We start from the raw sequence: 21,931 nt of genomic DNA, 5'->3' as shown, positions 1-21,931 counted from the left end.
GGACTGATGGTCCGTCAGCATTCTGACACGCAGCGCCATAAACCGTCATTTTTTTGGCCTTATTTTCGGCCCTTGCCCTTTAGTTTATACACATAGGCCAGAACCTCCGCCACGGCCTGATAAAGATCTGCTGGGATGGCCTGCCCCACTTCTACCCATTGAAACAAATTCCGTGCCAGAGGCTTATTCTCAACAATGGGGACACCTGCCTCCTTTGCCACGGCCTTGATACGTTCAGCCATACTTCCAGCACCCTTGGCCAGCACCTCAGGTGACTGCATATTGATGGCATCATATTTCAGGGCTACAGCAATATGGGTGGGGTTGGTCACCACAACATCAGCTTTGGGTACATCCTGCATCATTCTTTTTTTTGAAGCCTCAAACTGAAGCTGACGGATGCGGCTTTTAATGAGAGGGTCTCCCTCGGTCTGCTTGCCCTCATCCTTTACCTCCTGCTTGGTCATCTTGATCTGCTGATCAAAATTCCAACGCTGAAAAATGAGGTCCATCAGAGCCACAAACACCATAGCCAGCAGCACCCATAAAAAAATCTTGAAGGTAATTTTCACTATGAACAAAAGAATAGTGGCCACATTGTGATCATAAAGGCGCATCATATGGGGCATCTCCCCTTTAACAGCCCTCCATGACACATAAAAAATAATAGTAATTTTCAAAATACTCTTAAAAAGCTCCATCAGACTTTTTTTGGAAAAAATCCGGCCCAGCCCCTTTATGGGGTCAATTTTACTGGGTTTAGGCTCTATGGCTTTCCAGGCCAGAACAAAACCCACCTGAAAGGCATTGGCAAAAAAAGAAGCCAGAAAAACCGCCAGAAGAAGTGGAGCAATGGTCCAGAAAGCCTGCATACCATAGGTCTTCATCCACAAAACAGCCTGTTGTATATGGACTTCAGGAATACTGGAAAAGGTAAGGGATTGCCGCATCACATTGCCCATGCGATCATAAATAATACCAGCCATGGCATAAAGGGTGGCAACAGCGATGAGAAGAACCACAACAGAAGGCACTTCCGTACTCTTGCCAACCTGCCCTTCTTCCCGGCTCTGCTGACGCTTTTTTGGGGTGGCATCCTCTGTTTTTTCCTGTCCGCTTTCTTCTGGCATCCTTTCTCCCTATCCGCTGCCGAACATACGCAGCACATAATGCAGCATGCCTGGAAAATCCTGAATATAAGCTCTGGTAAAACGGACTATCACTTCAAAAACCGCACCAAAGAAAATCAGACCCACTGCTATTTTAACAGGAAAGGAGATGATCAGGACATTCATCTGGGGAGCAAATTTGGCTGTTATGCCAAAGGCCACGGACACAAAGAGAAGGGCCACAATGGCAGGGGCTCCGATCTTGATACCCGTAATGAACATGGAGGCAGTCATCCCCATGATCTGATTAAAGAAAACCTCGGGCAGAGCAAAACCGCCCGGCGGCACCATCTGAAAACTTTCCACCAGTGCCCTGAGCAGCATGTAGTGGCCATCCAGAAGAATAAAAACAGTCAGCACCGTCCAGTAACCCAGCTGCTCCATTACGGCCACCTGACTGCCCGTCTGGGGATCCATGACATTGATCATGGAAAAACCCATCTGAAAACCTATGAGAAGACCTGCCAGCTGAACGGCTGCAAAAAAAAGCCGGACCACAAGGGCTATAACCAGCCCAACAAAAAGCTCCGATACCATAAGAACAGGAGCCATCAGCACTTTATCTGGAAAATGGGAAGGATCCGTGGATACGGTGGAAAACAGCACCAAGGATACGGAAAGGGCCAGCCCAGCCTTTACCAGAACAGGAAAGGATTCGCTGCCAAAGAAGGGAAAAAGAAAAAGAATCACCGAAACCCTTGTCAAAACAAGGAGAAAGTGGCGCATTTCATCCGGGGAAAAAAGGTTCAGAATTTCCATGGGAGATCACCGGATGTACATGGGAATGTTTTCAATGACCCTTGCCGTATAACTGGTCATCTTTTCCAGCATCCATGGGGCAAAAAAGATCAGAGCAAAAAAAACCGCAAGAATCTTAGGTACAAAGGAAAGGGTCATTTCCTGAATGGAGGTCACCGCCTGAAAAATACTCACCATAAGACCCACGCCCAGCCCTATCAGTAGAAGCGGGGCAGCAATCTGCAGTGTCAGCCATACCGCTTCCTGTCCGAAACTCACAACAAATTCTGGCGTCATACGGCATCTCCTATGGTATGGCAAAACTTCGTATCAATGAGCCTGCAATGAGATGCCAGCCATCCACCAGCACAAAAAGCATGAGCTTGAAAGGCAGAGAAATCATTACAGGCGGCAGCATCATCATGCCCATGGCCAGCAGCACACTGGCCACCACCATATCAATGATCAGAAATGGCACATAGATCACAAAACCGATGATAAAGGCGGTCTTCAGCTCGGATATAACAAAGGCTGGAATCAGGTGCAGCAGGCTTACACTGTCCCGGTTCTCGGGTCTTTCAGCCTTGGCAGCCTTAATGAACAGGGCCAGATCCTTTTCCCGGGTATTGACCAGCATAAATTCACGAATGGGTTTTTCCGCATTGGCAAAGGCTTCCTGATAGGTGATCTGATCCTCCAGATAGGGATCCAGAGCATTCTCATAAACCTCGGTCCATACCGGCTTCATGATAAAAAAGGTCATGAAAAGGGAAAGGCCTATCACCACCTGATTGGGCGGGCTGCTCTGGATACCTATGGCCTGACGCAGAAAATGAAATACCACCACAATGCGGGTAAAGGAGGTCATAAGCACCAGTATGGCCGGTGCCAGGGTAAGGATGGTGAGGAGAGCCAGCACCTCCAGGGCAATGGCCACATCCCTGGGGCCCGTGGCCTCTTCCACACCAATGCGGATGGAAGGCAGGGGAAAGGTCACGGCCTGGGCCATGAAGGGGAAAAAGAGTCCTGCGCCAATAATAAGAAGGAAAAAAAAACTGATTCTATTTTTACTACGGTCTTCAGGTGGCTTCCTGAAATAGAAAATCCTTTTTTCCCCCTCTCCATGCGGAAAAGGGCTGGGGTGATGAACCAAGTTACGGCTATATTCAATCTCTGAAACTGCCTGCCAGCTTTTACTTTTACTTACATCTGTTTCAAGGCACATTCATGACCTCCGGAACCTCTGTCGCTTCCGTTTTCTTTCTCTGTGCACCGGACAGAAAATCCGCAAACCCCGGCCGGGATAAAGAAGCCCCTTCATTTTCCGCCTCAGAGAACTCCGCAAGGGTGCTGATGGAAGAGGCCGTCACCCCTAAAAGTAACTCCCTTTTACCAAGGGCAACAAGCACCACCCTCTCCTTCGGCCCAACCTGAAGGGCTTCCACCACACGCAAACGCCCTGAAATTCCCCTGAAACTGCTTAAACGCCGAAGCAGGTAAAGGGTCAGCAGCAAAAGGGCCAGAACCAGTATCAGGGTAGAGCCACCCTTCAGGACCAGCATACCGAAATCCGGGACCGCAGCCCCTACTCTTTCTTCCATAAGCCCACTCTCCGGCTCAGATTTTTATACTCGCCAAGGTCATCAAGTACTTTTTACTCTGCACGGCAATTTTTCAGAGACTCGCCGTCAGGCCAGGGTCCGAACCCGCTCCATGGGACTGATGATATCCGTCAGGCGCACACCGAATTTTTCATTAACCACCACCACCTCACCCCGGGCCACCAGCTTGCGGTTAATATAAATTTCCAAAGGCTCTCCGGCCAGCTTGTTCAGCTCCACAATGGAACCCTGCCCAAGCTGCAGAAGGTCATTGACAAGCATACGGCTGCGGCCCAGTTCCACGGAAAGCATCACGTCAGACTCCACTATTATTTCCTTAAGCCGCCGCTGCCAGGTATAATCCACATCCTCCACCTCGGCCTGGAAGCCCGATGAAAGTTTATGTCGTAAAGGTTCTATCATGGAATAGGGCTGGCACAGCACCAGTTTACCTGCAGACTGTTCCAGCTCCACCTCAAAACGGGTTACAATGACAAGGTCTGTGGGCAGAACAATGGTGGCAAACTGGGGATTCACCTCACTGCGTACAAGGGTTGTCTGTATGGGTTCCACGGGAGCCCAGGAGTTTTTCAGATCCTCCAGACAGGAAAGAACCACCTTGCGTATCATGACCTCCTCGATGGTAGTAAATTCCCGGCCTTCCACCTTGGCTTTGCCCGTCCCCTTGCCACCGAAAAAGGTATCAATGAGATTGAAAACCAACTGGCTTTCCAGTACCAGCAGGGCGTGACCTCGCAAAGGATCCATACGGAAAACATGGAGGCTTGTGGGAACAGGAAGGGATCTGCCAAATTCGGAAAACTTCAGGGTATCCAGAGATTCTGAGCTGATATCCACGTTGGTGTGCAGCAGCATGGAAAGACTGGAACGCACCTCACGGGCAAAACGCTCATTGATCACCTCAAAGGTGGGCATACGCCCGCGGATGACCTTGTCCTGACTGGAAAAATCATATTGCCCGATGCCTTCGGCATCCATGGGCATATCCTGTTCAGACTCCACCTTTCCGGTACTTAAACCGTCCAGCAGACTGTCAACTTCTTCCTGGGTCAGAATTTCACTCATACATCACCCTCTGTTTTTATTCCCACCAGCAACAGGTCCAACCCACTCAACACAAAAAATCCAGATATTCCTTCACAAATACTCATGCCACAAAAAGCTGCCCTATGTGGGCCAGTGAATCATATAATCTGTAATATAAAGACCTTTTACCCGGATACCGCCTGAGGCTTTTTCCACCAGATCTGTCAGCTCATATTTCAGTTTCAGTTTACCTGCCACACTTTCCCAATCTTCGGCTCTGCCCTTTTCCACATGTTCCCGAATTGCAGTGATAATCCTTTCTCTGTGCCGGAGCAGTCGGGGCAAGCCCTCAGGCCCTTCCTCCGCAACGATGGCAATACCTAAGCGCAGGGGAAGACGTATACCTTCTTCAACTGTCACAGGGATCTTCATCACAGGGAGCTGCCAGAGTCCGGGAATAACTGCTACAGCATCCAGCACCGCAAATTCATAGACATCTTCCTTTTCCTCTGGCTCCTCTGGAGTACTGAACAAAAAAAATGCAAGCATCATGCCTGCACATACCAAAGAGAGCAAAAAGGCAAGCAGCCAGACCCACAGAGCAAAAGGCCCTTTCTTTTCCCGCAGCTTCATACCCATAACGTTTTTTTTCTTATCGGACATCCCCATCCTCCAAAATCAGAAAAGTAACCCTACGGTTCCAGGCCCGGTGCCGACTGTCCTCACCGGTATAAAGGGAAGGATATTCCCTGTCCAGAGCAATACCCATGGCATCCGCAGCCAGTCCCGCCTGTTCCACAAGATAACGCCGGACTTCCACGGCCCTTTCCATGGCAAGGGCTGCGGCAGCCTCCTCCCCCATTCCGATATCGGGATATCCCTGCACCAGCACCATGGTCCCCAGAGGCCTGAAAATATCGGAAACAGCCTGCAGAAACAAAGGCGCTTCAGGCCGCAGGGCAAAGGCTCCCGCATCAAAAAGTCCATCGGACTCCAGAATCAGGCGGAGGTGTTCTGCACTCTCTTCCAGATGCAGGCTTTCTGCAACACCTGCGGGGAGTGCTGCCAGCTCACGGCGAAGCCTCAGACTTAAGGCACCGGCCAGCACCCCCTCCTCCCTTTCTTTTACGGCTTTTTCCTGCACAAAAAAAGAAAAGGCTTCCTGCAGCCTTTCCTTTTCAAGGGTCTTCATGGCAAAAAGCATCACAAAAAAAGTAAGCAGCAAAAGCAGAAGATCAGCAAAGGTGTGCATCCATTCCGTCCGGAAAGGTCTTATTTTCTGTTTCTTTTTAAGACTCATGGATTCTCCGAAAAGACCCGGAAGAAAAAATCCCGGAACATGAAAGGCCCGCCGCCGGAAGATCCCCTCCCTGAAAAAACCAGAAGGACCCTTGCATTTTCTTCATCCCGGCCCAGCCCGTAGGCAAACTCAGGAACGAGATCCCCGAATCCCCAGACCTGCATTGCAGACCCCATCCCTTCGGCAACAGCCAATCCCCGGAGCAGGGTCCCGCGCAATGCGGCATCCGGACTGCGGCCTTCCTTCCGCCGGGCATGGACCATGATGCGCTTTCCTTCAAAATATTCCGGGATCGTGGCCCGTATTTCTGCCAGCAGTACCTCTCCGCCACCGGAAAGGTGATGGGATTCCGGACCAAACAGGGCCTTTTGCGGAAACCGTATCCAGAAATTCCCCTGAGCATCCACCATATATCTGCCTTCCGGTCCCAGTCTTGAAACCAGATCCGTCAATTCCATGACACCCGGTTCATCAAAACGATGCCGCCATACTCCCGGCCGTAAAGCCCCCAGATCCGAAACAGCACCAAAGCCTGTCCGCACGGACTGCCGCACCCTTTCTCCCCGTATGGCATCCGGAGAAGACAGGGCATTGAGAAAGGCAAAAAAAGCCAGAAGAATTAAAAAAAGCGCCACCCAAAGCATGGCGTTTCCGGAGAAAAAAGCCTTATTTCTCATCACTTTTTCCTGCTAACGACTTAAGTGATGGCTGCCTGTGGGCACGCATGCGCCAGGCCAGCACCCTCGGGTGCTCTCCCCTTGCAAGGGAAACCAGCCCATCCACCAGCATCTGTTTTTCACGGGCTTCCTGCCTGTCCAGTGCCCGCAGCTTTCCCGCAAGGGGAAGAAAAACAAGGTTGGAAAGAAGGGCTCCATAAAAGGTTGTGAGAAGGGCCACGGCCATCCCCGGCCCGATGGCATCGGGATCATGGAGGTTCTGCAGCATCTGTATCAGACCAATGAGGGTACCCACCATGCCAAGGGCCGGTGCATAACTTCCCATGGTGGCAAAAATTTCAGCACCCGCCTCATGGCGCTCACCGGATGCTTCCAGCCCCGAAAGCATAATTTCCCTGATGATGGCAGGTTCTACACCGTCCACGGCCAGTTGCAGACCTTCCGCAAGGAAAGGGTCCGTCTCCTTTGGTATCATTTTTTCAAGGCTGAGAACCCCGTCACGTCTGGCCTTCTGGGCCATGGCAGTTAGCTTTTCAACGGTGGCATCCCCTGTGTCACCGGAGGAGAAAAAAACCCGCATCAGCCGTCTGAAAACCGGCAGGAGATCCCTCACCGGATAATGGATCAGCGTCGCCCCCAGAGTCCCTCCCACCACAATGAGAAAGGCCTGCAAATTGAAGAAAAAAAGCAGCCCCCCTCCCATGAAAACCGCAAGTCCCACCAGTCCGAAGGCCGATACAATGCCAATAAGGGTTGCCATATCCATTAAAATACCTGTCCTGCCTTAAAATGCAGCCTTGATATCAAAAACCTCACCCATGGAGACACACAAGATGTTTCAGGGCGAAACCCGGAGAATGAATGATCAGAAAGTATCTATACCATTGCCTTCCATCCAAAAGCAAACCGGATTCCTGCCTTTGAAAAGGGCAGGAATCCGGTAAGAAAGTCCTGTTTATGGAAAAAGAGAAATCAGCGTTTCATCTGAATCACCGTTTCCAGCATACCATCCACCGTGGTTACGGTCTTGGAGTTGGCCTGAAATCCCCTCTGGGTGGTGATCATTCTTACAAACTCATCACCGATATCCACATTGCTCATCTCAAGGGAGTTGGGAGAGAGCTTGCCAAGGCCGTTGGAACCGGGACGGCCCGTAATGGCGCTGCCACTGTCCCGGGTTTCCCTGTAGAGGTTCCCCCCCTCCTTATACAGGCCCTGATTGTTCATGAACTTGGCCAGCCCCACCCGGTAGAGGGGAATGAGCTGCCCGTTGGAGTACATACCCGTCATCACCCCTTCGGAAGAAACGTTCACCCCTTCCAGATCCCCGGCACCGTATCCGTCTGCCGTCTGATAAATGGTGGAAGAGGTCCGGGCGTACTGTGTTGTAGTAAGGGATGAGTTGATGAAATTCAGGCCATCAAAGGCCGTCCCGATATTGAAAGCAATTTTCTGTTCTGTGGTGCGATAGGTTCCGTCCGTGGCCATGCGGCCCGCACTGCCAAGGAAGTCGGCGGTGAATTCATAGTAACCCGCATTGTTGATATCCCTTGCCCCCAGCTGTCGCCATGAAGTGCCACCCTGTATGTCAAAGGAAATAACACTGTTTTCCACACTGGCCCCGTGCCGCATGGGCTCTGTGAAGGTAAAAACAATGTCTTCTCTGTCCTTGTCTCCGCCGGAACCGTCAAGATCTATGTAGACCCTGTCCTTATCGCCCCGGATCACCGCATTGGGATAGCCCTCCGGTGTGGTTCGGGGGTCGAGTGAAAACGTAAAGGTCTCCTCGTCCCCAGCTGCCGCCGGCGTACCGCCTGCATCCTCAAAACTCCAGACCACATCCGCGTTGTTGTTGCCATCAAAGCTGATGGCCAATCTGCCGGGATCCAACGGCGTATCATTCAGAATCCTTGCATTGGGATATTCTCTGGGAGGACTGGCCGTTATGGAAAAAACAATGTCATTACCGCCAAAATCAGCCGGTTCCTCCGGAGTGAAGCTGATATCCGCCGTGCCGTTTCCGTCCAGATCAATCTGTACCCTGTCGCCATCCCTCCGTATCTGTGCATCGGGATAATCCGCCAGGGCTGCAACAGCAGCGAATGGAAGTACTTCCCACCCCGTTGTCAATGCTAGATCATCATAGGCAGTCTTAGGAACGGTTATCACCGCCGCTCTGTTCAGAACCATGGCATTATGAACCGTAAGCTCCCCTGCCGTACTGGCCGCGCCAACACTGGCCGTACCGCTGGAGCTTCTCCAGACCCAGCCTTCAACAGCATCCCACTCCACCTGCATGCCTGCCGCATACTGATTCAGCACCGCAGGATTCAGCACGGTCTCACTGGCACCGTCAACAGCAGTCATGCCGCCATAGTTCTGGCCGGTCACGTTTTGTTCGCTGGGGTTACTCATGTACCACTCGCCCCGTCCGTCCACACCGCCTCTGGGATTCCAGACCAGATTCATCCCCTCCATGTCCCTTGTCATGACACCGGGATCATTGATGGTGAGGGTGGTATTATCGTTGCCCGTATCACCCCGGTAGGTAAGACCCGTAACATTCTGCACATGGGCATCTCTGGGCTTATTGATGTCAAACTTCAGGGAATCCGTGGCCACGGCATTGGAAGCAAGGCGGATTACCATATCCGGTTCCGGATCCGTATCCGCAGGGTTCCGGTTCAGAACAATCTCGATGCGCCGGGCATCGGAGTAAATGATTTCCGCATTGGGATAGGCGTCCGGCAGATTCTGAAACTGCCAGCGGTCACCATCATATTCCACATGGAAATCAAAACCGTCTGAATCCATGGGCTCCGTAGAGTTTAGCACAAAGGTGAGATCATCGTAGCGGTTCACCCCTTCAGAACGCACATTACCGATGCGGCCCGTATATTCCTCCATGGTCATATCCGCAATGGAACCATCGGATTCATTAAAATGAATCACCCCTCTGGCCAGCAGGCCCTGCCCCGGAGTTCCCTGCACACCGAGACGCTTGTCTTCGGAAGGATTCATGGTAATGATGTACTCCCAGTCCGAACCGGATTTTTTATCATAATAAATGGTAATATCATGGGTGCTGCCCAAAGCATCATAGGCTTTGACCACGGTCTGATACTCATAACTGTTCGGTGGTATGGGCGGCTGCTTCGTTGCATCCCAGGCATTGGAAAGCACAACGGACTGGCTCGTGGCATCGGCATCCAGATTGGTGATGGCCGTAATTTCAGAAGTCTGTTTCGGCGGAGACGTGAAAGACTGCATGATAATACTGGTCATGGCACCCATATCATTTCCCGTATCCGGATCCAGCTTCCACCCCTGAACCACCATACCCTCAGGGGTCACAAGTTTTCCGTCTTTATCAAAATTAAAATTCCCGGCACGGGTATAATACTCCTGATTGCTGGCCGGATGCCGGACCACAAAAAAACCGTTGCCACCAATGGAAAGGTCAGTGGTATTCCCCGTGGATTCAAAGGAACCCTGATTGTGAAGGTTATCCACGCTGCCAAGGGCCATACCACGACCCATCTGGGCTGAGCCGGACTGGGTGCCCACGGTCTGGTTGAGGACATCGGCAAAGGTATAGCGGCTTCCCTTGAAACCCACGGTGTTCACATTGGATATATTGTCACCGATCACCTGCATGGACCTGCCCATGTTGGTGAGACCGCTGGTTCCCGTATAAAGAGAGCTTGTGAGAGACATAAGGCACCTCCGGATCAAAAAACGTTAAAAAAAAGACTCCGGTTCCGGAATACTTTAAAAAATACTTATCCGACACTCCGGACGGCACCGGAAGAAACCAGACTCCCATCCACATTCAGATAGGGGATTCCATTTCTGTACACAAGGCCCGTAACCTCGCCGGAAACCCGGGTATCTGCCACGGCCCCCTTGCTGAGAACCCTGTAGGAATAGATGCCGGGAGCCACGGTCACACCAAAGCGATCCTTGCCATCCCAGGAAATCTCATGAAAATCCCCACCGGATTTTGTTCCTTCATACAAAGACTTCACAAGATTGCCCTCCCTGTCATAGATCTCCACCAGCACCTCATCTTTCCGGTCCAGGGTGTAGCCGGGAATATTCCCGAGAATACGACCGTCAAAATCAATGCTGGCCGCTTCCGCAGTCACCTCCCTGCCTATATATTCCATGGGGCTGATCACCGGGGCCGTGGCAGGTTTTTCCCACACCTTGAGAAGGCTTTCTGGATCCACAAAGGTACCCTTAACCTGAAGATAGGCTTTTCCGTTGGCATAGAGAATACCCTCCACCGTTCCCTCCACCGTGGTCTGTACCCGCGTCATCCCACCGGGCCCGATGGCAATAACATCATAACGATAGGAACCATCCGGAACCTGCCGGTCTCCGGCGTCCCTTGCATCCCAGGAAATGGGGTGGGAACCTGCCTCCTGCTGGCCCATAGAAAGGGTTCGGACCTGCTGACCCTTTTCATCATAGATATTAATGGTGACAGAAGCGTTCTCTTCCAGGGTGTAAAAGCCACCCACGGCCTTGCCACTGGAAACCTCTATGGAATCCACCTCCGCAAGGATTTCCTTACCCATGTATGCTTCCAGATCCCTTGAAGAACCAGCCTCCATGGCTTTAAGAATACTTTCCAGGGTTTTATTGGTATTAAAGGCCGCTTCCAGCTGGGAGAACTGGGCCAGCTGGGATGTAAAATCCGTTCCTTCCATGGGGTTCAGGGGATCCTGATTCTGAAGCTGGGCCACCAGCATGGTGAGAAAGGCTTCCCTTCCCAGGGGATCCTTCTCCTCATCTTCCCTAGCCTTGTAATCTGCTGCAACCCTTGCCAGTGCCGCATTACCCATTACATTTGTTTCCATTTGTGCCCCCTTATCCTCAAGCCATCAGATGCAGCCGGGAATCTCTGCTGTTTTTTGACATGGATACCGGATTCTCATCCAGTGCCGGAGAAACGGCCATGCCCGTTGCCCGCTTTTCCCCGTTTCTTGATCTGCGGGATTCCCGATCCCTTTCCCGCTCCCGGAAAAGGGCTGAATCAAAATCAGGGGACACAGTAACCTCAATACGCTCCACCCGCATCCCCTGCTCCTGCATCTGGGCCTTAAGCTCCGCAGCCTGAGCAAGGAGCATTTCGTGGGTTCCCTTCTGCTCCGCAAGAATTCTGATATTCACAACCCCTGCAATATTTTCAATGCGCATATGCAGGCGACCAAGGTGTTCAGGTTTCAGCTGAAAACTCACCTCATTCTGTCCATCACGGATGGCATCGGCCATTTTACGGCCCACCTGATCCATTACATAGGCCGGAGGGGGTGGAGGTGGAGCAGGGTCAGCTCTCGTTATCCGGTTTTCAGCTCCCCGTGTTCCCTGTGCTCCTAAAACCGATTCTGAAAGCTGACCGTCTCCCTTTGAATTTTTCTTCTCCATACCGCTAAACATATCCTGTGGCCCGGCCCCTCGTCTGGAGCCATTGTCTTCTCCACTTTCTTGACCCTGAAGCTCTCCCATGGATTTTACCTGCCCCCAAAAAGAGTCATCACCTTCCTCACTGCTATCGGAATCCAAGCCAGAACCATATTCTTTAAGATTCCACTCTTTTTTCAGAGATGCAGAATTCAAAACCAGCTTTTCTGCAACAGGCTCCATGCCATTCCGTACATCTGCCCACTCATATTTCATAGCTTCAGGATTCACGGCACCTTTTCCTGCTACAGGCTCCCTTGCCTCCGTAACCCCTAGAGCTTTGTCCCCCGGCTGCATCTTGCGAAGAAAATCCGCTGCAACCTCATGGGCAGGTAAATAGAATTCCGCCTTCCTGTCAGAAGCCATGGCGGACATATCCCTGTCTGCCATGGCAGACAGTACGGACCGTTCCAGAAGCCTTGCCGTATCATGGGAAAAGCCCTTCTCCGGCCCGCCTGCACCCATAGCCCTCAGGCTCTCAAGCATACTGTCCAGCACTCCGATGACACCAGCCCTGGATATACCCTCTGAACCACCGGGCCCTGCCTGACTCAGATCCTGCCGCAGAAGGGCCATCTCACGACCCAGCCTGTCCAGAGAAAAACCCTGGCCTTCCATAGCGGAACGATCCAGCATTGTATGGATTCTTTCCTGAGAGATTCCAATATCTTTAAAAAAATTATAAATATAAGGCAGAGAACCCAGAGACAGGCCTGATGAATCAACGGAAAGTTCGATATCCATCTCCTCTGATGCCATCCTCAAACGGTCCAGCAAACGCCCCATGGAAACATTTCCCCTGCTGCCATTTTCAATGACATCCAGAAGAGCATCCCTGCTCTTTTCATCAAGGCCTGCACCCTGAATCATCTGCCTGAGCCAGTCCATGGCTTCCGGATCTGCGGACATATCCTGCCGCCCCATACCCATAAAAGCCTGAAGCTGCATACGCATCCTGTCCAAAACAGTCTGCAGGGAAAGCTTTGGGTCGGTCTTTGAGTCACCCTTTTCTTCCAGCCCCCGGGCTTTTTCAAGAAAAGTATCAAAATCCATTCCACCACTGCCCTGGTTACCAGACCGGGAGGGCATGAAACCCTTTTCAAAAGACATGGCTGGTGCTGGAGAAAAAATCATGGGGGCTTCCTTTCTTCCGGGTAAAAGATCTCTGACCAAAACAAACAGGATCCCGAAGCTTGCCTGTTTTTCTTTTAGCAATCCATGTGCCACCCCTCAAAAAAGGAGAAAGGCCTTGATTTAAAAAGATTAATATGACTGACACTACAATCTTTATGCCGCTGCTGAAACAAAAAAGGCAAATCTTTCCTCCGCAACCCGGAAAAAAAAGCCGGATACATATCCTCCCGGCAGGTAAGGAACAGAGCCTACCAAACATGAGGCCATGGCACACTTCATGCTTAATGTGTTACCAACGGAAAATCCTGCCCGTTGTAAACCGTTTTTTCCGTTCAACAACGAAGCTGAAGAGGTGACCATGAAGATCTTCCACCGTACCCATACCTGTTTAATAATTATCCTGCTGCCTGCCCTTGTCTTTCTGACGGGCTGTGGTATCACAGGCCATCAGGTTCTTAAATACAAGGAACCTAAAATGTACCGCCATAATTTCATTCCGGGCATGGAACCGGAAGAAGCTGCCAATACGATACAGGTGGCGGTCATCGGAAAAGGCCTGGCTCCTGAAACCGGATCTCCCCAGCAAAGACGCCTGATGGCGGAACGTGCTGCGGTCATTGACGGCTACCGTCAATTATCCGAACGCCTGGCCGGCACCATCATGCAGGTGTACACGGAAGCCGGGCACAACACCATCCGGCAGGATATGGTAATAAGTGAAACCAATGCCTATCTCCGGGGTGCAAGAAACTATGAGCTTAGCTACGAAGACGGCATTGCCACCACAAGGGTAGTTGTCTTTATCCACCCCAGGCAGCTCAAATTCTACCATGGTTCAGAACTTTCACGCGTGCTGGCAGGGGCCCTTGCCGGAGCTTCTCTGGGTGCTATAGCTGGCGGAGCCGCCGGAATTCTTACGGGATCAACGGATGCAGTCATATATAGGACCATGGGTACAGCTGCCGCAGCAGGAGCCGCAGGCGGTGCCATCATGTCCACACAATAGGCCGAACATGAAACCCTGGCAGATGATTTTAGCAGGCATAATCAGTCTGGGTATAGGTTCTCTGGTCTACATACTTGACAGGCCGGTGGGTATTTTTTCTGTTTTCGGAAATGGTGTGGAGGGCATAGGGTTCGGCAGTATGGGAGACTGGCTTCCCGATGCAATGCATCCCTTTGGCATGGCTCTTATCAGTGCCGGAATTGCCGGTGGCAGGGCTGCATCTTTACGCTTCTGGGCTGTCTTCTGGGGAATTGTGGGACTTATCATGGAAACGGGTCAGTATTACGGAGAAAAAGCAGCCGCCCTTATACCGGAAAACTGGAAAAGCATTCCGGTTCTGGATCACATATCTCTTTATTTTATCCACGGAACCTTTGATCCCATAGATATTATGGGTATAATACTGGGCAGCACAGCAGCATGGCTAATTTCCACCATTCATTCATCCTAAAAAATAACACTTCTAATTAATTTACCTCTTCAACCCGCAGCAAAAATCCTTACAAACAGACAACAACAAAAAAATTCAAGTTTTTCTTTCCCGCATACGAAATGTTACTAAATAGGGACAAAGATACAGTCCCGAAATCTTAAAGCCGAGTCAGTAAAGCTGAATTGCAGATATCGGGTAGAAAATTAGCTATCATACATTATGGAAAATCAGATTAAAGTTCCACCAGCTTTAAAAAACTGTTTCTTGAACGGATTTTCAAAAGAAAGGATTCAGCAAATGCTGTTATCCATACTCAGATCTTGCTCGCTTCTTCTCATCATGGCCCTTGGCTTCGCCCTGATTGTGGCAACGGGGGACGGCGACTCTTCCAAGCCTGCGCCCCCTGCACCCCAGCCAAGTGAACCAACGCCACCCCAGATTACTATCCATGAACCCAAAGTGTCTTTTTTTGAAGAGGGAAGTAACATTTATTTCCGCGGAGAAGTCTATGATCCTGAAACAAAAAGCTATCTTCAGGGTTCACAGCTTATATGGACTTCAGATCTTGTTGGCCAAATAGGAACAGGTGACAGCTTCTGGCTTAACTGGCTTTCAACGGGTACCCATGAAATCACCCTTGAAGCACGTAGCAAAAACGGGACAACAAACAGTAAAACAATCAGCCTGTCCGTCAACCCCTACAACAATACACGCCCAACAGCAAAAATTCTTTCCCCTGCAAGCGATAGTTATTTCCATATAAATAGCACGATATTATTCTCCGGTACGGCTGAAGATGAAGAAGATGCCATGTTTTTACCCAAGCAGCTAGTATGGAAGTCCAGCAGGCATGAAAAAGAGCTTGGAAAAGGCTTTGAACTTCAAATACAGGCCAATACCCTGGCCCAAGGTGATCACACCATATCTCTTACGGTTTGGGATTCCCAAAACATGCCCAGCAAGCCTGATTCCATAAGCATTCACATCACAAACAACCACCTGCCCGTACCCAAAATCCTCAGCATAAAGCCCAACGCCCCTACAGTTTCTGAGTATATAATTTTTCATGGGGAGGCCTGGGACAGAGAAGACGGGAAAATCCCATGTGACGATCTTGAATGGTATTCCAGCAGTCAAATTCTCAGACTAGGTAGAGGATGTCTACTGAGACAGATACAACTACCTGCAGGAGAACATACCATCACTCTGATTGCCACAGACAGCGACGGAGGGCAGGGAAGAATATCGGAAATAATCACCGTAAAACCTGATCCTACTCCCTGACCCGCACATCCCTTTCGGCCATTTTCTGACTGATCACCGCAGCCCTCTCTGCATTCATCCGGCCGAGGATATTTGCCGCCGCCTCGGGCCGCATTTCCCGGAAAATGTCCCTGGCCACATCGGGATCCATGGCATCGAAAATGGGCCCAGCCTGATTAGGCCTCATCCCCGCATAAAAACGGGCCAGCTGCTGCACCTTGGCCAGCTCTTCGGCTTCAGCCTGTCGTTCTGCCTCACTGCGTCTTCTGGCAAGACGCTCCAGACCTTCCTCTACCTGACGGTTCAGCTCCTGCAAACGCTCAATTTCCTCTTCCACCTCCCGCCGGAGCTGGGCCAGGCGTCTGCGTTCCTCATTCAGGGCATCCATTTCCCTGCGGATCACCTCCCGCCTTTCTGCCAGCCCTTCCAGCTCGATCACAACGGCTTCTTTTTCAGGGGCTTTCTCTGCCAGAGAGGCCGACTGGAATACAGGAGTAAATAAAAAACCAGCAGCAAGGCCCATGACAAGACTTCTGAATTTTTCTTTTTTCATGACATGCCCTCCCGGGCTTTGCGTATGGAAACCATATCATCGGTCTCTTTCTGCTGCCAGAGATCCATCTCCTTCATATAGGCTTCCCGCTGCCCTTCCTTAAGGTTTTCAAGGGCTTTTTCAGCCATTCGGGCCTGATCCAGCAGCTTCTGTTTTTCCCGGAGCTGATAAAGGATACGCTTTTTTCTTTCCTCCATCTTCAGCATACGCATTTCCATATCCGCCAGATAATCCGTATGCAGACGAAAACGCTCCCCGGAAATCCCTTCCTGTGTTTCCTTTTCCAGCAATATCAGAGCAGCCTGCTGATCCTCCCCCAGCTTTAGTATCTCTGCCTCACACTCTTCCAGCAGCTTCTGTACCACCATAAGGGCCTGCAGGGCCTGTTTTACCTGAAAACTCCGGTAACGAAGCAAAGATTCCAGGCGGAAAACAAAGCGTTTCATGGATTTTTATCCCCGGAAAGAATACCCGCAAGGGTGGAAAAGCCATCTTCTGAAGTAACCCGCACATCCACACGCTGACGAAGAAACTCCTGTATTTTCGGTGCCATTTTCTTGGCAATGTCGATGGCAGGGCTGGCCCCGTCCACATAGGCCCCTATCTGTATCATATCTTCGGCCTCCCTGTAGGTGGCAAGGATACGCACAGCCTGATCCCGCAATGCCAGATTCTCAGGCCGACTGACATCCCTTGCCACACGGCTGACACTGGCCAGCACGTCAATGGCAGGATACTGCCCCCGGCTGGCAATCTGCCGGGAAAGCACAATATGCCCGTCCACAATGGAACGAACCGTATCCCCCACAGGATCATTCATGTCATCGCCTTCCACAAGCACGGTATAAATTCCCGTGATGCTCCCCTTGCCCTTTACCGTGCCAGCCCTTTCCAGCAGAATGGGTACCTGCACAAAAAAAGAGGGAGTATAACCACGGGTGGTGGGCGGCTCCCCCGCAGCAAGACCCACATCCCGGCTGGACATGGCATATCGGGTCAGAGAATCCACCAGCAGCAGCACATCCTTTCCCTGATCCCTGAAATATTCTGCCATGGTGGTGGCAAGGTAAGCTCCCCGCATGCGCACCAGGGGCGGAACATCGGAAGTCGCAGCAATAACAACTGCTTTCTTACGGCCTTCCTCCCCGAGGATATCCTCCACAAAATCCTTGACCTCCCGGCCCCGCTCTCCGACGAGACCAATCACCACCACATCCGCTGCAGTATGCCGGGTCATCATGCCCATAAGTACACTTTTCCCCACACCGGAACCTGCCATAATGGCCACACGCTGCCCCCTGCCCAGAGGGATCATGGTGTTGATGGCACAGATCCCCACATCCATTGGGATTTTAACAGGATCCCTGTCCAGGGGATTTATGGGCTTACCATAAAGGGGATAGGAAGCATCGGCTTTCACAGGCCCGAGGCCATCGAGAGGTTCGCCCATACCATCGATGACACGGCCCAGATAGGCATCCCCAACAGGGGCAAGGGGCCTTGATGCCTCCACAATCACCCGGCTGCCGGGCCGGATACCGCGGGTACTGCCATAGGGCATGAGGAGGGTATTGGTTTTCCTGAAACCAACAATCTCAGCCAGAACATCACCACCATCATCCAGAACAATTCGGCAAAACCCCCCGATTCCCTGCCCCATGCCCTCGGCCTCGGCAATAAGTCCCACCACCTGAACAACCCGCCCTTCCGGAGCAGGCGGTGGCATCTCCCTGACCAATCGGTGATAACGGGAAAAATCCATATGGAAATCAAAGGATGCTGCCATCTCAGCCCCCCTTAGTATCCGCAGCCATAATCATGGTTTCCTTTAAAACAGACAGGCGCTGACTCAGATCTTCACGTATGCTTCCCGATGCGGCCGTGATACGGCAGCCTCCCCTTCCCACACCCGGATCCGAAGAAAGATCCAGCTGACGCAGTTCCGGCACAGCCTCAAAAAAACGTTCCCTGGCCATCTCCACCTGCTGAAAATCCTCCGGATGAACGGACACCGTTACCTTCAAAGGATCGGGAAGGCGTTGAAGGGCAGAAATCACAGCCCTTTCCACCACAGCATTATCCACGGCAAGTGTTGCCTGAACCAGTGTTTCTGCAATGTCTGTGGCAAGGGAAACTATCTCCTTTTCATAGCGAGTCAGAATCAATACCCACTGTTCCTGCATACTGGCCATTAGCTGTCCCAGCTCACCTGACCGGGCTTCCAGATCGGAAAGGCCCGCCTCCCTGCCTTCATCATATCCTTTATCATAGCCTTCGGCAGATCCCTGGGCCAAGCCCTCTTCCCGGCCTGAGGCAAAGCCTTCTCCATGGCCTGCTGCAAGACCTTCGCTGTAACCTTCTTCCCTGCCCTTTGCAAAACCTTCATCATATCCCTGCTTCCGGGCTGCTTCTTTCTCCTCTTTAAAATCAGTTACTCCCGACCGTTTTTCCTCTGCAGCAACCGGAACCCTAAGATCCGGCTGCTGCAATGGGGGTGGGGAAGAAGGTACGCTGCCCCCTTTCCCACCTGCCCGACCTGAGGGAAAGGCATCCTGAAAACCCGGTTGTGGCGCTGCTGCAGCTCCTGATCGAGCTGCTCTCCCGGCTGAAAAATCCTGCTTCGGAGTCACAGGAGGCAATCTGTCTCCAAAGGACTTAAAGGACTCTTCCGGGCTATGCTTGCGGGTATAGACACTTTCGAAGGTATCTTCCGCTTCCTTATTCCGTGCAGCAGGTGGAACCACAGGAATATCCTCCCGGATAAATTTCCTCAGATTCCCCACATCCATCTGCTGCCAGACTTCAGCATTATCTTTTTTCTCATCAGACAAGGATATCGTCCTTTCCTTTACCACCCAGACTGATGGTTCCCTGCTCCTCCAGCTCTTTAGCAGCACGGACAATATTCATCTGCGCATCTTCCACTTCGGAAAGTTTCACAGGTCCCATGACCTCCAGATCCTCCAGCAACATTTCCGAAGCACGGGCCGAAAGGTTGCCAAGAATTTTCTGACGCATATCCTCGCTGGTGGCCTTGAGGGCCAGAGTAAGCTGGCCGCCCTCCACTTTTTTGAGAATCTCCCGCATGTCCTTGTCGCTGACACGGACCAGATCTTCGAAAACAAACATCAGCTCCCGGATTTCCGTAGCCATATCAGCACTCTCAGATTCGATCAGCTCCATGACCACCTCTTCGGTGCTCTTGTCCACACCGTTGAGGATATCCACCAGAACCTGAAGGCCACCGGTTTTGCCAAGGCTTGCACCCACAAGCTCAAGATCCCGGCGCAATGCAGTATCCACATCCCTCACAACCTCTTCGGGCACCTGCCCCAGCAAGGCTATACGATAGGCAATATCTCCCTTTTTCTCATTGGGTATCACCATCATGATTTCCGAAGCAACTTCAGGTGGCAGATGGGCGAGAATCATGGCAATGGTCTGGGGATGCTCACCTTCCACATAGGAAGCCAGGGTATCGATGTTGATGCGGCGACTCCAGTCAAAGGGAATTTCCCTCTGGGCATCCTCAATCTCCTTGATGATGGCACTGGCCGCTTCTGGCCCCAGGGCCTTTTCCAGAGTTTTCCTGAAAAAATCACCACCTTCCACAAAAAGACTGATCTCGCCCTCAAAGGCTTCCACAAACATGGCAAGAACCTCTTCCATTTCATCAGGCTCCACCTTGTCTATGCTGCCCATGGCTGTGGCTGCTGTTCGGATTTCTTCAGGCTTCATCCGCCGGAACATCTCCGAAGCATATTCTTCTCCCATGAGCAGGAGGAAAATCGCTGCCCTCCGGGCTCCTTTGGTGATTTCCATACTCTTTTTCTTGTTATCTGCCACCTGTTATGCCCCCTTTTTTTAAAATCCCCGAACCTTTCTCACCAGAAAAGAATCGGCCAAAATAATCAGGTGTCATCATTCCTCATCCCGGAGCCAGCCTTTAAGAATATTGGCGGAACGATCCAGATCCGCCTGAGCCAGTTTGACAGCCTTTTCCTCCAGAGGCAAATCCTCCTCAAGGGACTCATCCGTAATATCCAGAAGACTTCCGGGTTCTTCCGGCAAGGCAGGTGGTTCTGCACCTTCACGGATTTCCTTCACTGTTTTATGAATGGGCCTAAGAACAAAAAGGAAAAGCATTAGCAGAAGAATCAGGTTCGCGGCAATACGCCCATAATCCTTACGCAAACGGGCAAGACCAGTCAGAGGATCTTCATCCATGGGAGGTTCTTCATCGGGGTTAAAGGCAAAGGATTCCACCACCACCTGATCTCCCCTGGCCTCTGAAAAACCCATGGCGTTTTTCACCACTTCCGTAAACTGCGCCATCTCTTCCGGTGTTCTCTGCACATAGCGGCGGGTCATTACTCCCTTTTCATCCCGCTGCCATTCATAACGACCATCAATCACCGCAGCCACGCTGAGGCGGCTTAATACGGCAAAGGGTTTTTCCGTAGTCCTTACCCGCTTGCTCAATTCATAATTAACCACATCATCCTGTTTCCTGCCCTTTTCCAGAGTTTCAAGGGGGCCACCTTCCGTTCCCGGTGGCACAACAGGATTGACACTGGAGATGGCGCCAAGAGGGCCACGCAGTCTTTCCGTTTCCTCATTCAGGTTTTTTCGACTCCGGACAAAAATGGCTTCGGTTTCATTGGGATCAAAAATTTCCTCACTCATTTCCTCACGGGAAAAATCCATCTCTGCCGTGACCCTTACAATGGCCCTGTCCTTTCCCACCACACGCTCAAGGAGACTTTCAATGCGCTGGGCCAGCTCCCTTTCCCGTATGGTTTTATACTGGACCTGGTTTCTCACCCGGGTATTTTCCAGCTCCGCCAGCTTTTCCTCATCACTGTGCCCTCTGTACAGAACCCGTCCTCTGGTATCCACCACCGTCACCAGCTCAGGTGTCATATCCTGAATGGCGGACGCCACCAGATGCACCACCGCCTCCACCTTGCTCTGGGGGAGGTCGGCACCCTGCTTCAGGCGTAACAGAACAGAAACACTGGGTGGCCGGGATTCTTCTATAAAAACCGAATCCTTGGGCATGACCACCATGACCCTGGCATCGGTAACTTCCTGAAACTGACGGATGGTGCGTGCCAGCTCTCCCTGCAGAGCCCGTTGCAGATTCAGTTTCTGCACAAATTCCGTGGTTCCGAAATCACTCTTGTCAAAAACCTCAAAACCCACACCGCCCCCCTTGGGCAGACCTTCACCCGCCAGAGACAGACGGGTCTCATGGATCTGACCTGAAGGAACACGGATGGCACTCCCCCCCCCTTCCAGCTCATAGGGAACACGCATCTCTTTAAGTTTGTCTACAATCTCTGATGCGTCCTTTTCAGAAAGATTGGTATACAGCACACCAAATTCAGTTCTGTTTGCCATGAAAAAGAGGGAAGCAAACCCGATGGTGGTCAGCACCACAACAGCCCCCAGAATAATTTTTCTTGGAAGGGGCATACTGCGCCAGATGGAAAGGATTTGTTCAATAACAGGATTCATGGCGTTCTCTCCGAAAAAAGT

22 protein-coding genes are annotated in these 21,931 nt (G+C 51.5%); 3 read left to right on the top strand and 19 right to left on the bottom strand.

The genetic code is table 11. From position 1 onward, the window contains the following. Positions 1-59: 59 nt before the first annotated feature. From flhB to FIM25_RS01510, 13 genes are all read right to left on the bottom strand, one after another. On the bottom strand, positions 60-1,130 hold the full coding sequence (flhB, locus tag FIM25_RS01570) for a flagellar biosynthesis protein FlhB (protein WP_139445480.1): 1,071 nt from the start codon (positions 1,128-1,130) through the stop codon (positions 60-62). A 9-nt stretch (positions 1,131-1,139) separates the two neighbouring features. Continuing rightward, positions 1,140-1,928 carry a flagellar biosynthetic protein FliR gene (gene fliR / locus FIM25_RS01565; protein ID WP_139445477.1) on the bottom strand — a complete coding sequence of 263 codons (789 nt, stop codon included), beginning with the start codon at positions 1,926-1,928 and terminating at the stop codon, positions 1,140-1,142. A gap of 6 nt (positions 1,929-1,934) precedes the next feature. Then, on the bottom strand, positions 1,935-2,204 hold the full coding sequence (fliQ, locus tag FIM25_RS01560; protein ID WP_139445474.1) for a flagellar biosynthesis protein FliQ: 270 nt from the start codon (positions 2,202-2,204) through the stop codon (positions 1,935-1,937). 10 nt (positions 2,205-2,214) lie between these two features. Beyond that, positions 2,215-2,916: a flagellar type III secretion system pore protein FliP gene (fliP, locus tag FIM25_RS01555; protein ID WP_139445470.1), complete on the bottom strand. Its 702-nt coding sequence runs from the start codon at positions 2,914-2,916 to the stop codon at positions 2,215-2,217. Between the two features lie 205 nt (positions 2,917-3,121). Then, positions 3,122-3,508 (bottom strand): flagellar biosynthetic protein FliO, encoded by a 387-nt coding sequence (fliO, locus tag FIM25_RS01550; RefSeq protein WP_139445468.1) that lies wholly within the window; start codon positions 3,506-3,508, stop codon positions 3,122-3,124. Positions 3,509-3,595: 87 nt separating this feature from the next. Next, positions 3,596-4,594 carry a flagellar motor switch protein FliM gene (gene fliM, locus FIM25_RS01545; protein WP_139445466.1) on the bottom strand — a complete coding sequence of 333 codons (999 nt, stop codon included), beginning with the start codon at positions 4,592-4,594 and terminating at the stop codon, positions 3,596-3,598. Positions 4,595-4,696: 102 nt separating this feature from the next. Further along, complete coding sequence (locus FIM25_RS01540) at positions 4,697-5,218, bottom strand: flagellar basal body-associated FliL family protein (RefSeq protein WP_139445463.1); 522 nt, start codon at positions 5,216-5,218, stop codon at positions 4,697-4,699. Continuing rightward, on the bottom strand, positions 5,208-5,855 hold the full coding sequence (locus FIM25_RS01535) for a flagellar motor protein MotB (RefSeq protein WP_139445461.1): 648 nt from the start codon (positions 5,853-5,855) through the stop codon (positions 5,208-5,210). Before FIM25_RS01535 ends, FIM25_RS01540 begins: the two co-directional genes overlap by 11 nt. Continuing rightward, on the bottom strand, positions 5,852-6,532 hold the full coding sequence (locus FIM25_RS01530; protein ID WP_139445457.1) for a hypothetical protein: 681 nt from the start codon (positions 6,530-6,532) through the stop codon (positions 5,852-5,854). Before FIM25_RS01530 ends, FIM25_RS01535 begins: the two co-directional genes overlap by 4 nt. Next, positions 6,522-7,292, bottom strand: coding sequence for a motility protein A (locus tag FIM25_RS01525; protein ID WP_218961211.1), 771 nt, complete (start codon positions 7,290-7,292; stop codon positions 6,522-6,524). Before FIM25_RS01525 ends, FIM25_RS01530 begins: the two co-directional genes overlap by 11 nt. Before the next feature lie 212 nt (positions 7,293-7,504). Beyond that, positions 7,505-10,249 carry a flagellar hook-basal body complex protein gene (locus tag FIM25_RS01520; protein ID WP_139445452.1) on the bottom strand — a complete coding sequence of 915 codons (2,745 nt, stop codon included), beginning with the start codon at positions 10,247-10,249 and terminating at the stop codon, positions 7,505-7,507. Positions 10,250-10,314: 65 nt separating this feature from the next. After that, positions 10,315-11,397 (bottom strand): FlgD immunoglobulin-like domain containing protein, encoded by a 1,083-nt coding sequence (locus tag FIM25_RS01515; protein WP_139445449.1) that lies wholly within the window; start codon positions 11,395-11,397, stop codon positions 10,315-10,317. Positions 11,398-11,413: 16 nt separating this feature from the next. After that, positions 11,414-13,135 carry a flagellar hook-length control protein FliK gene (locus FIM25_RS01510; RefSeq protein WP_139445448.1) on the bottom strand — a complete coding sequence of 574 codons (1,722 nt, stop codon included), beginning with the start codon at positions 13,133-13,135 and terminating at the stop codon, positions 11,414-11,416. A gap of 358 nt (positions 13,136-13,493) precedes the next feature. Here FIM25_RS01510 and FIM25_RS01505 point away from each other — a divergent pair, with 358 nt between their 5' ends. The 3 genes from FIM25_RS01505 (at position 13,494) to FIM25_RS01495 (ending at position 15,858) form a co-directional block, all read left to right on the top strand. Further along, positions 13,494-14,141, top strand: a complete 648-nt coding sequence (locus FIM25_RS01505) for a hypothetical protein (protein WP_139445446.1) — start codon at positions 13,494-13,496, stop codon at positions 14,139-14,141. A gap of 7 nt (positions 14,142-14,148) precedes the next feature. After that, positions 14,149-14,592 (top strand): hypothetical protein, encoded by a 444-nt coding sequence (locus FIM25_RS01500; protein WP_139445443.1) that lies wholly within the window; start codon positions 14,149-14,151, stop codon positions 14,590-14,592. A 279-nt stretch (positions 14,593-14,871) separates the two neighbouring features. Beyond that, positions 14,872-15,858 carry a hypothetical protein gene (locus tag FIM25_RS01495; RefSeq protein WP_139445440.1) on the top strand — a complete coding sequence of 329 codons (987 nt, stop codon included), beginning with the start codon at positions 14,872-14,874 and terminating at the stop codon, positions 15,856-15,858. Here FIM25_RS01495 and FIM25_RS01490 read toward each other — a convergent pair. The 6 genes from FIM25_RS01490 to fliF form a co-directional block, all read right to left on the bottom strand. Continuing rightward, entirely contained in the window at positions 15,848-16,390 is a 543-nt protein-coding gene (locus FIM25_RS01490) for a MotE family protein (protein WP_139445435.1), read from the bottom strand. The two genes, FIM25_RS01495 and FIM25_RS01490, sit on opposite strands and share 11 nt — an antisense overlap. Next, positions 16,387-16,836 carry a flagellar export protein FliJ gene (locus FIM25_RS01485; RefSeq protein ID WP_139445434.1) on the bottom strand — a complete coding sequence of 150 codons (450 nt, stop codon included), beginning with the start codon at positions 16,834-16,836 and terminating at the stop codon, positions 16,387-16,389. Before FIM25_RS01485 ends, FIM25_RS01490 begins: the two co-directional genes overlap by 4 nt. Then, on the bottom strand, positions 16,833-18,176 hold the full coding sequence (locus FIM25_RS01480; protein ID WP_139445431.1) for a FliI/YscN family ATPase: 1,344 nt from the start codon (positions 18,174-18,176) through the stop codon (positions 16,833-16,835). Before FIM25_RS01480 ends, FIM25_RS01485 begins: the two co-directional genes overlap by 4 nt. Before the next feature lies 1 nt (position 18,177). Next, positions 18,178-19,221, bottom strand: coding sequence for a FliH/SctL family protein (locus FIM25_RS01475; protein ID WP_139445427.1), 1,044 nt, complete (start codon positions 19,219-19,221; stop codon positions 18,178-18,180). Beyond that, positions 19,214-20,212: a flagellar motor switch protein FliG gene (gene fliG / locus FIM25_RS01470; RefSeq protein WP_139445425.1), complete on the bottom strand. Its 999-nt coding sequence runs from the start codon at positions 20,210-20,212 to the stop codon at positions 19,214-19,216. The genes FIM25_RS01475 and fliG overlap by 8 nt, the downstream gene beginning before the upstream one ends. Before the next feature lie 99 nt (positions 20,213-20,311). After that, positions 20,312-21,910 (bottom strand): flagellar basal-body MS-ring/collar protein FliF, encoded by a 1,599-nt coding sequence (gene fliF, locus FIM25_RS01465; RefSeq protein ID WP_139445422.1) that lies wholly within the window; start codon positions 21,908-21,910, stop codon positions 20,312-20,314. Positions 21,911-21,931 lie beyond the last annotated feature (21 nt).

It is taken from the genome of Desulfobotulus mexicanus (assembly GCF_006175995.1).
Classification (GTDB): Bacteria; Desulfobacterota; Desulfobacteria; order Desulfobacterales; family ASO4-4; genus Desulfobotulus; species Desulfobotulus mexicanus.
The sequence above is the reverse complement of the archived record's forward strand: the minus strand, read 5'-3'. Positions and strand labels throughout refer to the sequence as shown.

What these genes read in the sequence shown, in the direction of transcription:
- flhB (WP_139445480.1), bottom strand. Translation starts at nt 1,130, where the DNA reads ATGCCAGAAGAAAGCGGACAGGAAAAAACAGAGGATGCCACCCCAAAA.
- fliR (WP_139445477.1), bottom strand. Translation starts at nt 1,928, where the DNA reads ATGGAAATTCTGAACCTTTTTTCCCCGGATGAAATGCGCCACTTTCTC.
- fliQ (WP_139445474.1), bottom strand. Translation starts at nt 2,204, where the DNA reads ATGACGCCAGAATTTGTTGTGAGTTTCGGACAGGAAGCGGTATGGCTG.
- fliP (WP_139445470.1), bottom strand. Translation starts at nt 2,916, where the DNA reads ATGGCCCAGGCCGTGACCTTTCCCCTGCCTTCCATCCGCATTGGTGTG.
- fliO (WP_139445468.1), bottom strand. Translation starts at nt 3,508, where the DNA reads ATGGAAGAAAGAGTAGGGGCTGCGGTCCCGGATTTCGGTATGCTGGTC.
- fliM (WP_139445466.1), bottom strand. Translation starts at nt 4,594, where the DNA reads ATGAGTGAAATTCTGACCCAGGAAGAAGTTGACAGTCTGCTGGACGGT.
- FIM25_RS01540 (WP_139445463.1), bottom strand. Translation starts at nt 5,218, where the DNA reads ATGTCCGATAAGAAAAAAAACGTTATGGGTATGAAGCTGCGGGAAAAG.
- FIM25_RS01535 (WP_139445461.1), bottom strand. Translation starts at nt 5,855, where the DNA reads ATGAGTCTTAAAAAGAAACAGAAAATAAGACCTTTCCGGACGGAATGG.
- FIM25_RS01530 (WP_139445457.1), bottom strand. Translation starts at nt 6,532, where the DNA reads ATGAGAAATAAGGCTTTTTTCTCCGGAAACGCCATGCTTTGGGTGGCG.
- FIM25_RS01525 (WP_218961211.1), bottom strand. Translation starts at nt 7,292, where the DNA reads ATGGCAACCCTTATTGGCATTGTATCGGCCTTCGGACTGGTGGGACTT.
- FIM25_RS01520 (WP_139445452.1), bottom strand. Translation starts at nt 10,249, where the DNA reads ATGTCTCTCACAAGCTCTCTTTATACGGGAACCAGCGGTCTCACCAAC.
- FIM25_RS01515 (WP_139445449.1), bottom strand. Translation starts at nt 11,397, where the DNA reads ATGGAAACAAATGTAATGGGTAATGCGGCACTGGCAAGGGTTGCAGCA.
- FIM25_RS01510 (WP_139445448.1), bottom strand. Translation starts at nt 13,135, where the DNA reads ATGATTTTTTCTCCAGCACCAGCCATGTCTTTTGAAAAGGGTTTCATG.
- FIM25_RS01505 (WP_139445446.1), top strand. Translation starts at nt 13,494, where the DNA reads ATGAAGATCTTCCACCGTACCCATACCTGTTTAATAATTATCCTGCTG.
- FIM25_RS01500 (WP_139445443.1), top strand. Translation starts at nt 14,149, where the DNA reads ATGAAACCCTGGCAGATGATTTTAGCAGGCATAATCAGTCTGGGTATA.
- FIM25_RS01495 (WP_139445440.1), top strand. Translation starts at nt 14,872, where the DNA reads ATGCTGTTATCCATACTCAGATCTTGCTCGCTTCTTCTCATCATGGCC.
- FIM25_RS01490 (WP_139445435.1), bottom strand. Translation starts at nt 16,390, where the DNA reads ATGAAAAAAGAAAAATTCAGAAGTCTTGTCATGGGCCTTGCTGCTGGT.
- FIM25_RS01485 (WP_139445434.1), bottom strand. Translation starts at nt 16,836, where the DNA reads ATGAAACGCTTTGTTTTCCGCCTGGAATCTTTGCTTCGTTACCGGAGT.
- FIM25_RS01480 (WP_139445431.1), bottom strand. Translation starts at nt 18,176, where the DNA reads ATGGCAGCATCCTTTGATTTCCATATGGATTTTTCCCGTTATCACCGA.
- fliG (WP_139445425.1), bottom strand. Translation starts at nt 20,212, where the DNA reads ATGGAAATCACCAAAGGAGCCCGGAGGGCAGCGATTTTCCTCCTGCTC.
- fliF (WP_139445422.1), bottom strand. Translation starts at nt 21,910, where the DNA reads ATGAATCCTGTTATTGAACAAATCCTTTCCATCTGGCGCAGTATGCCC.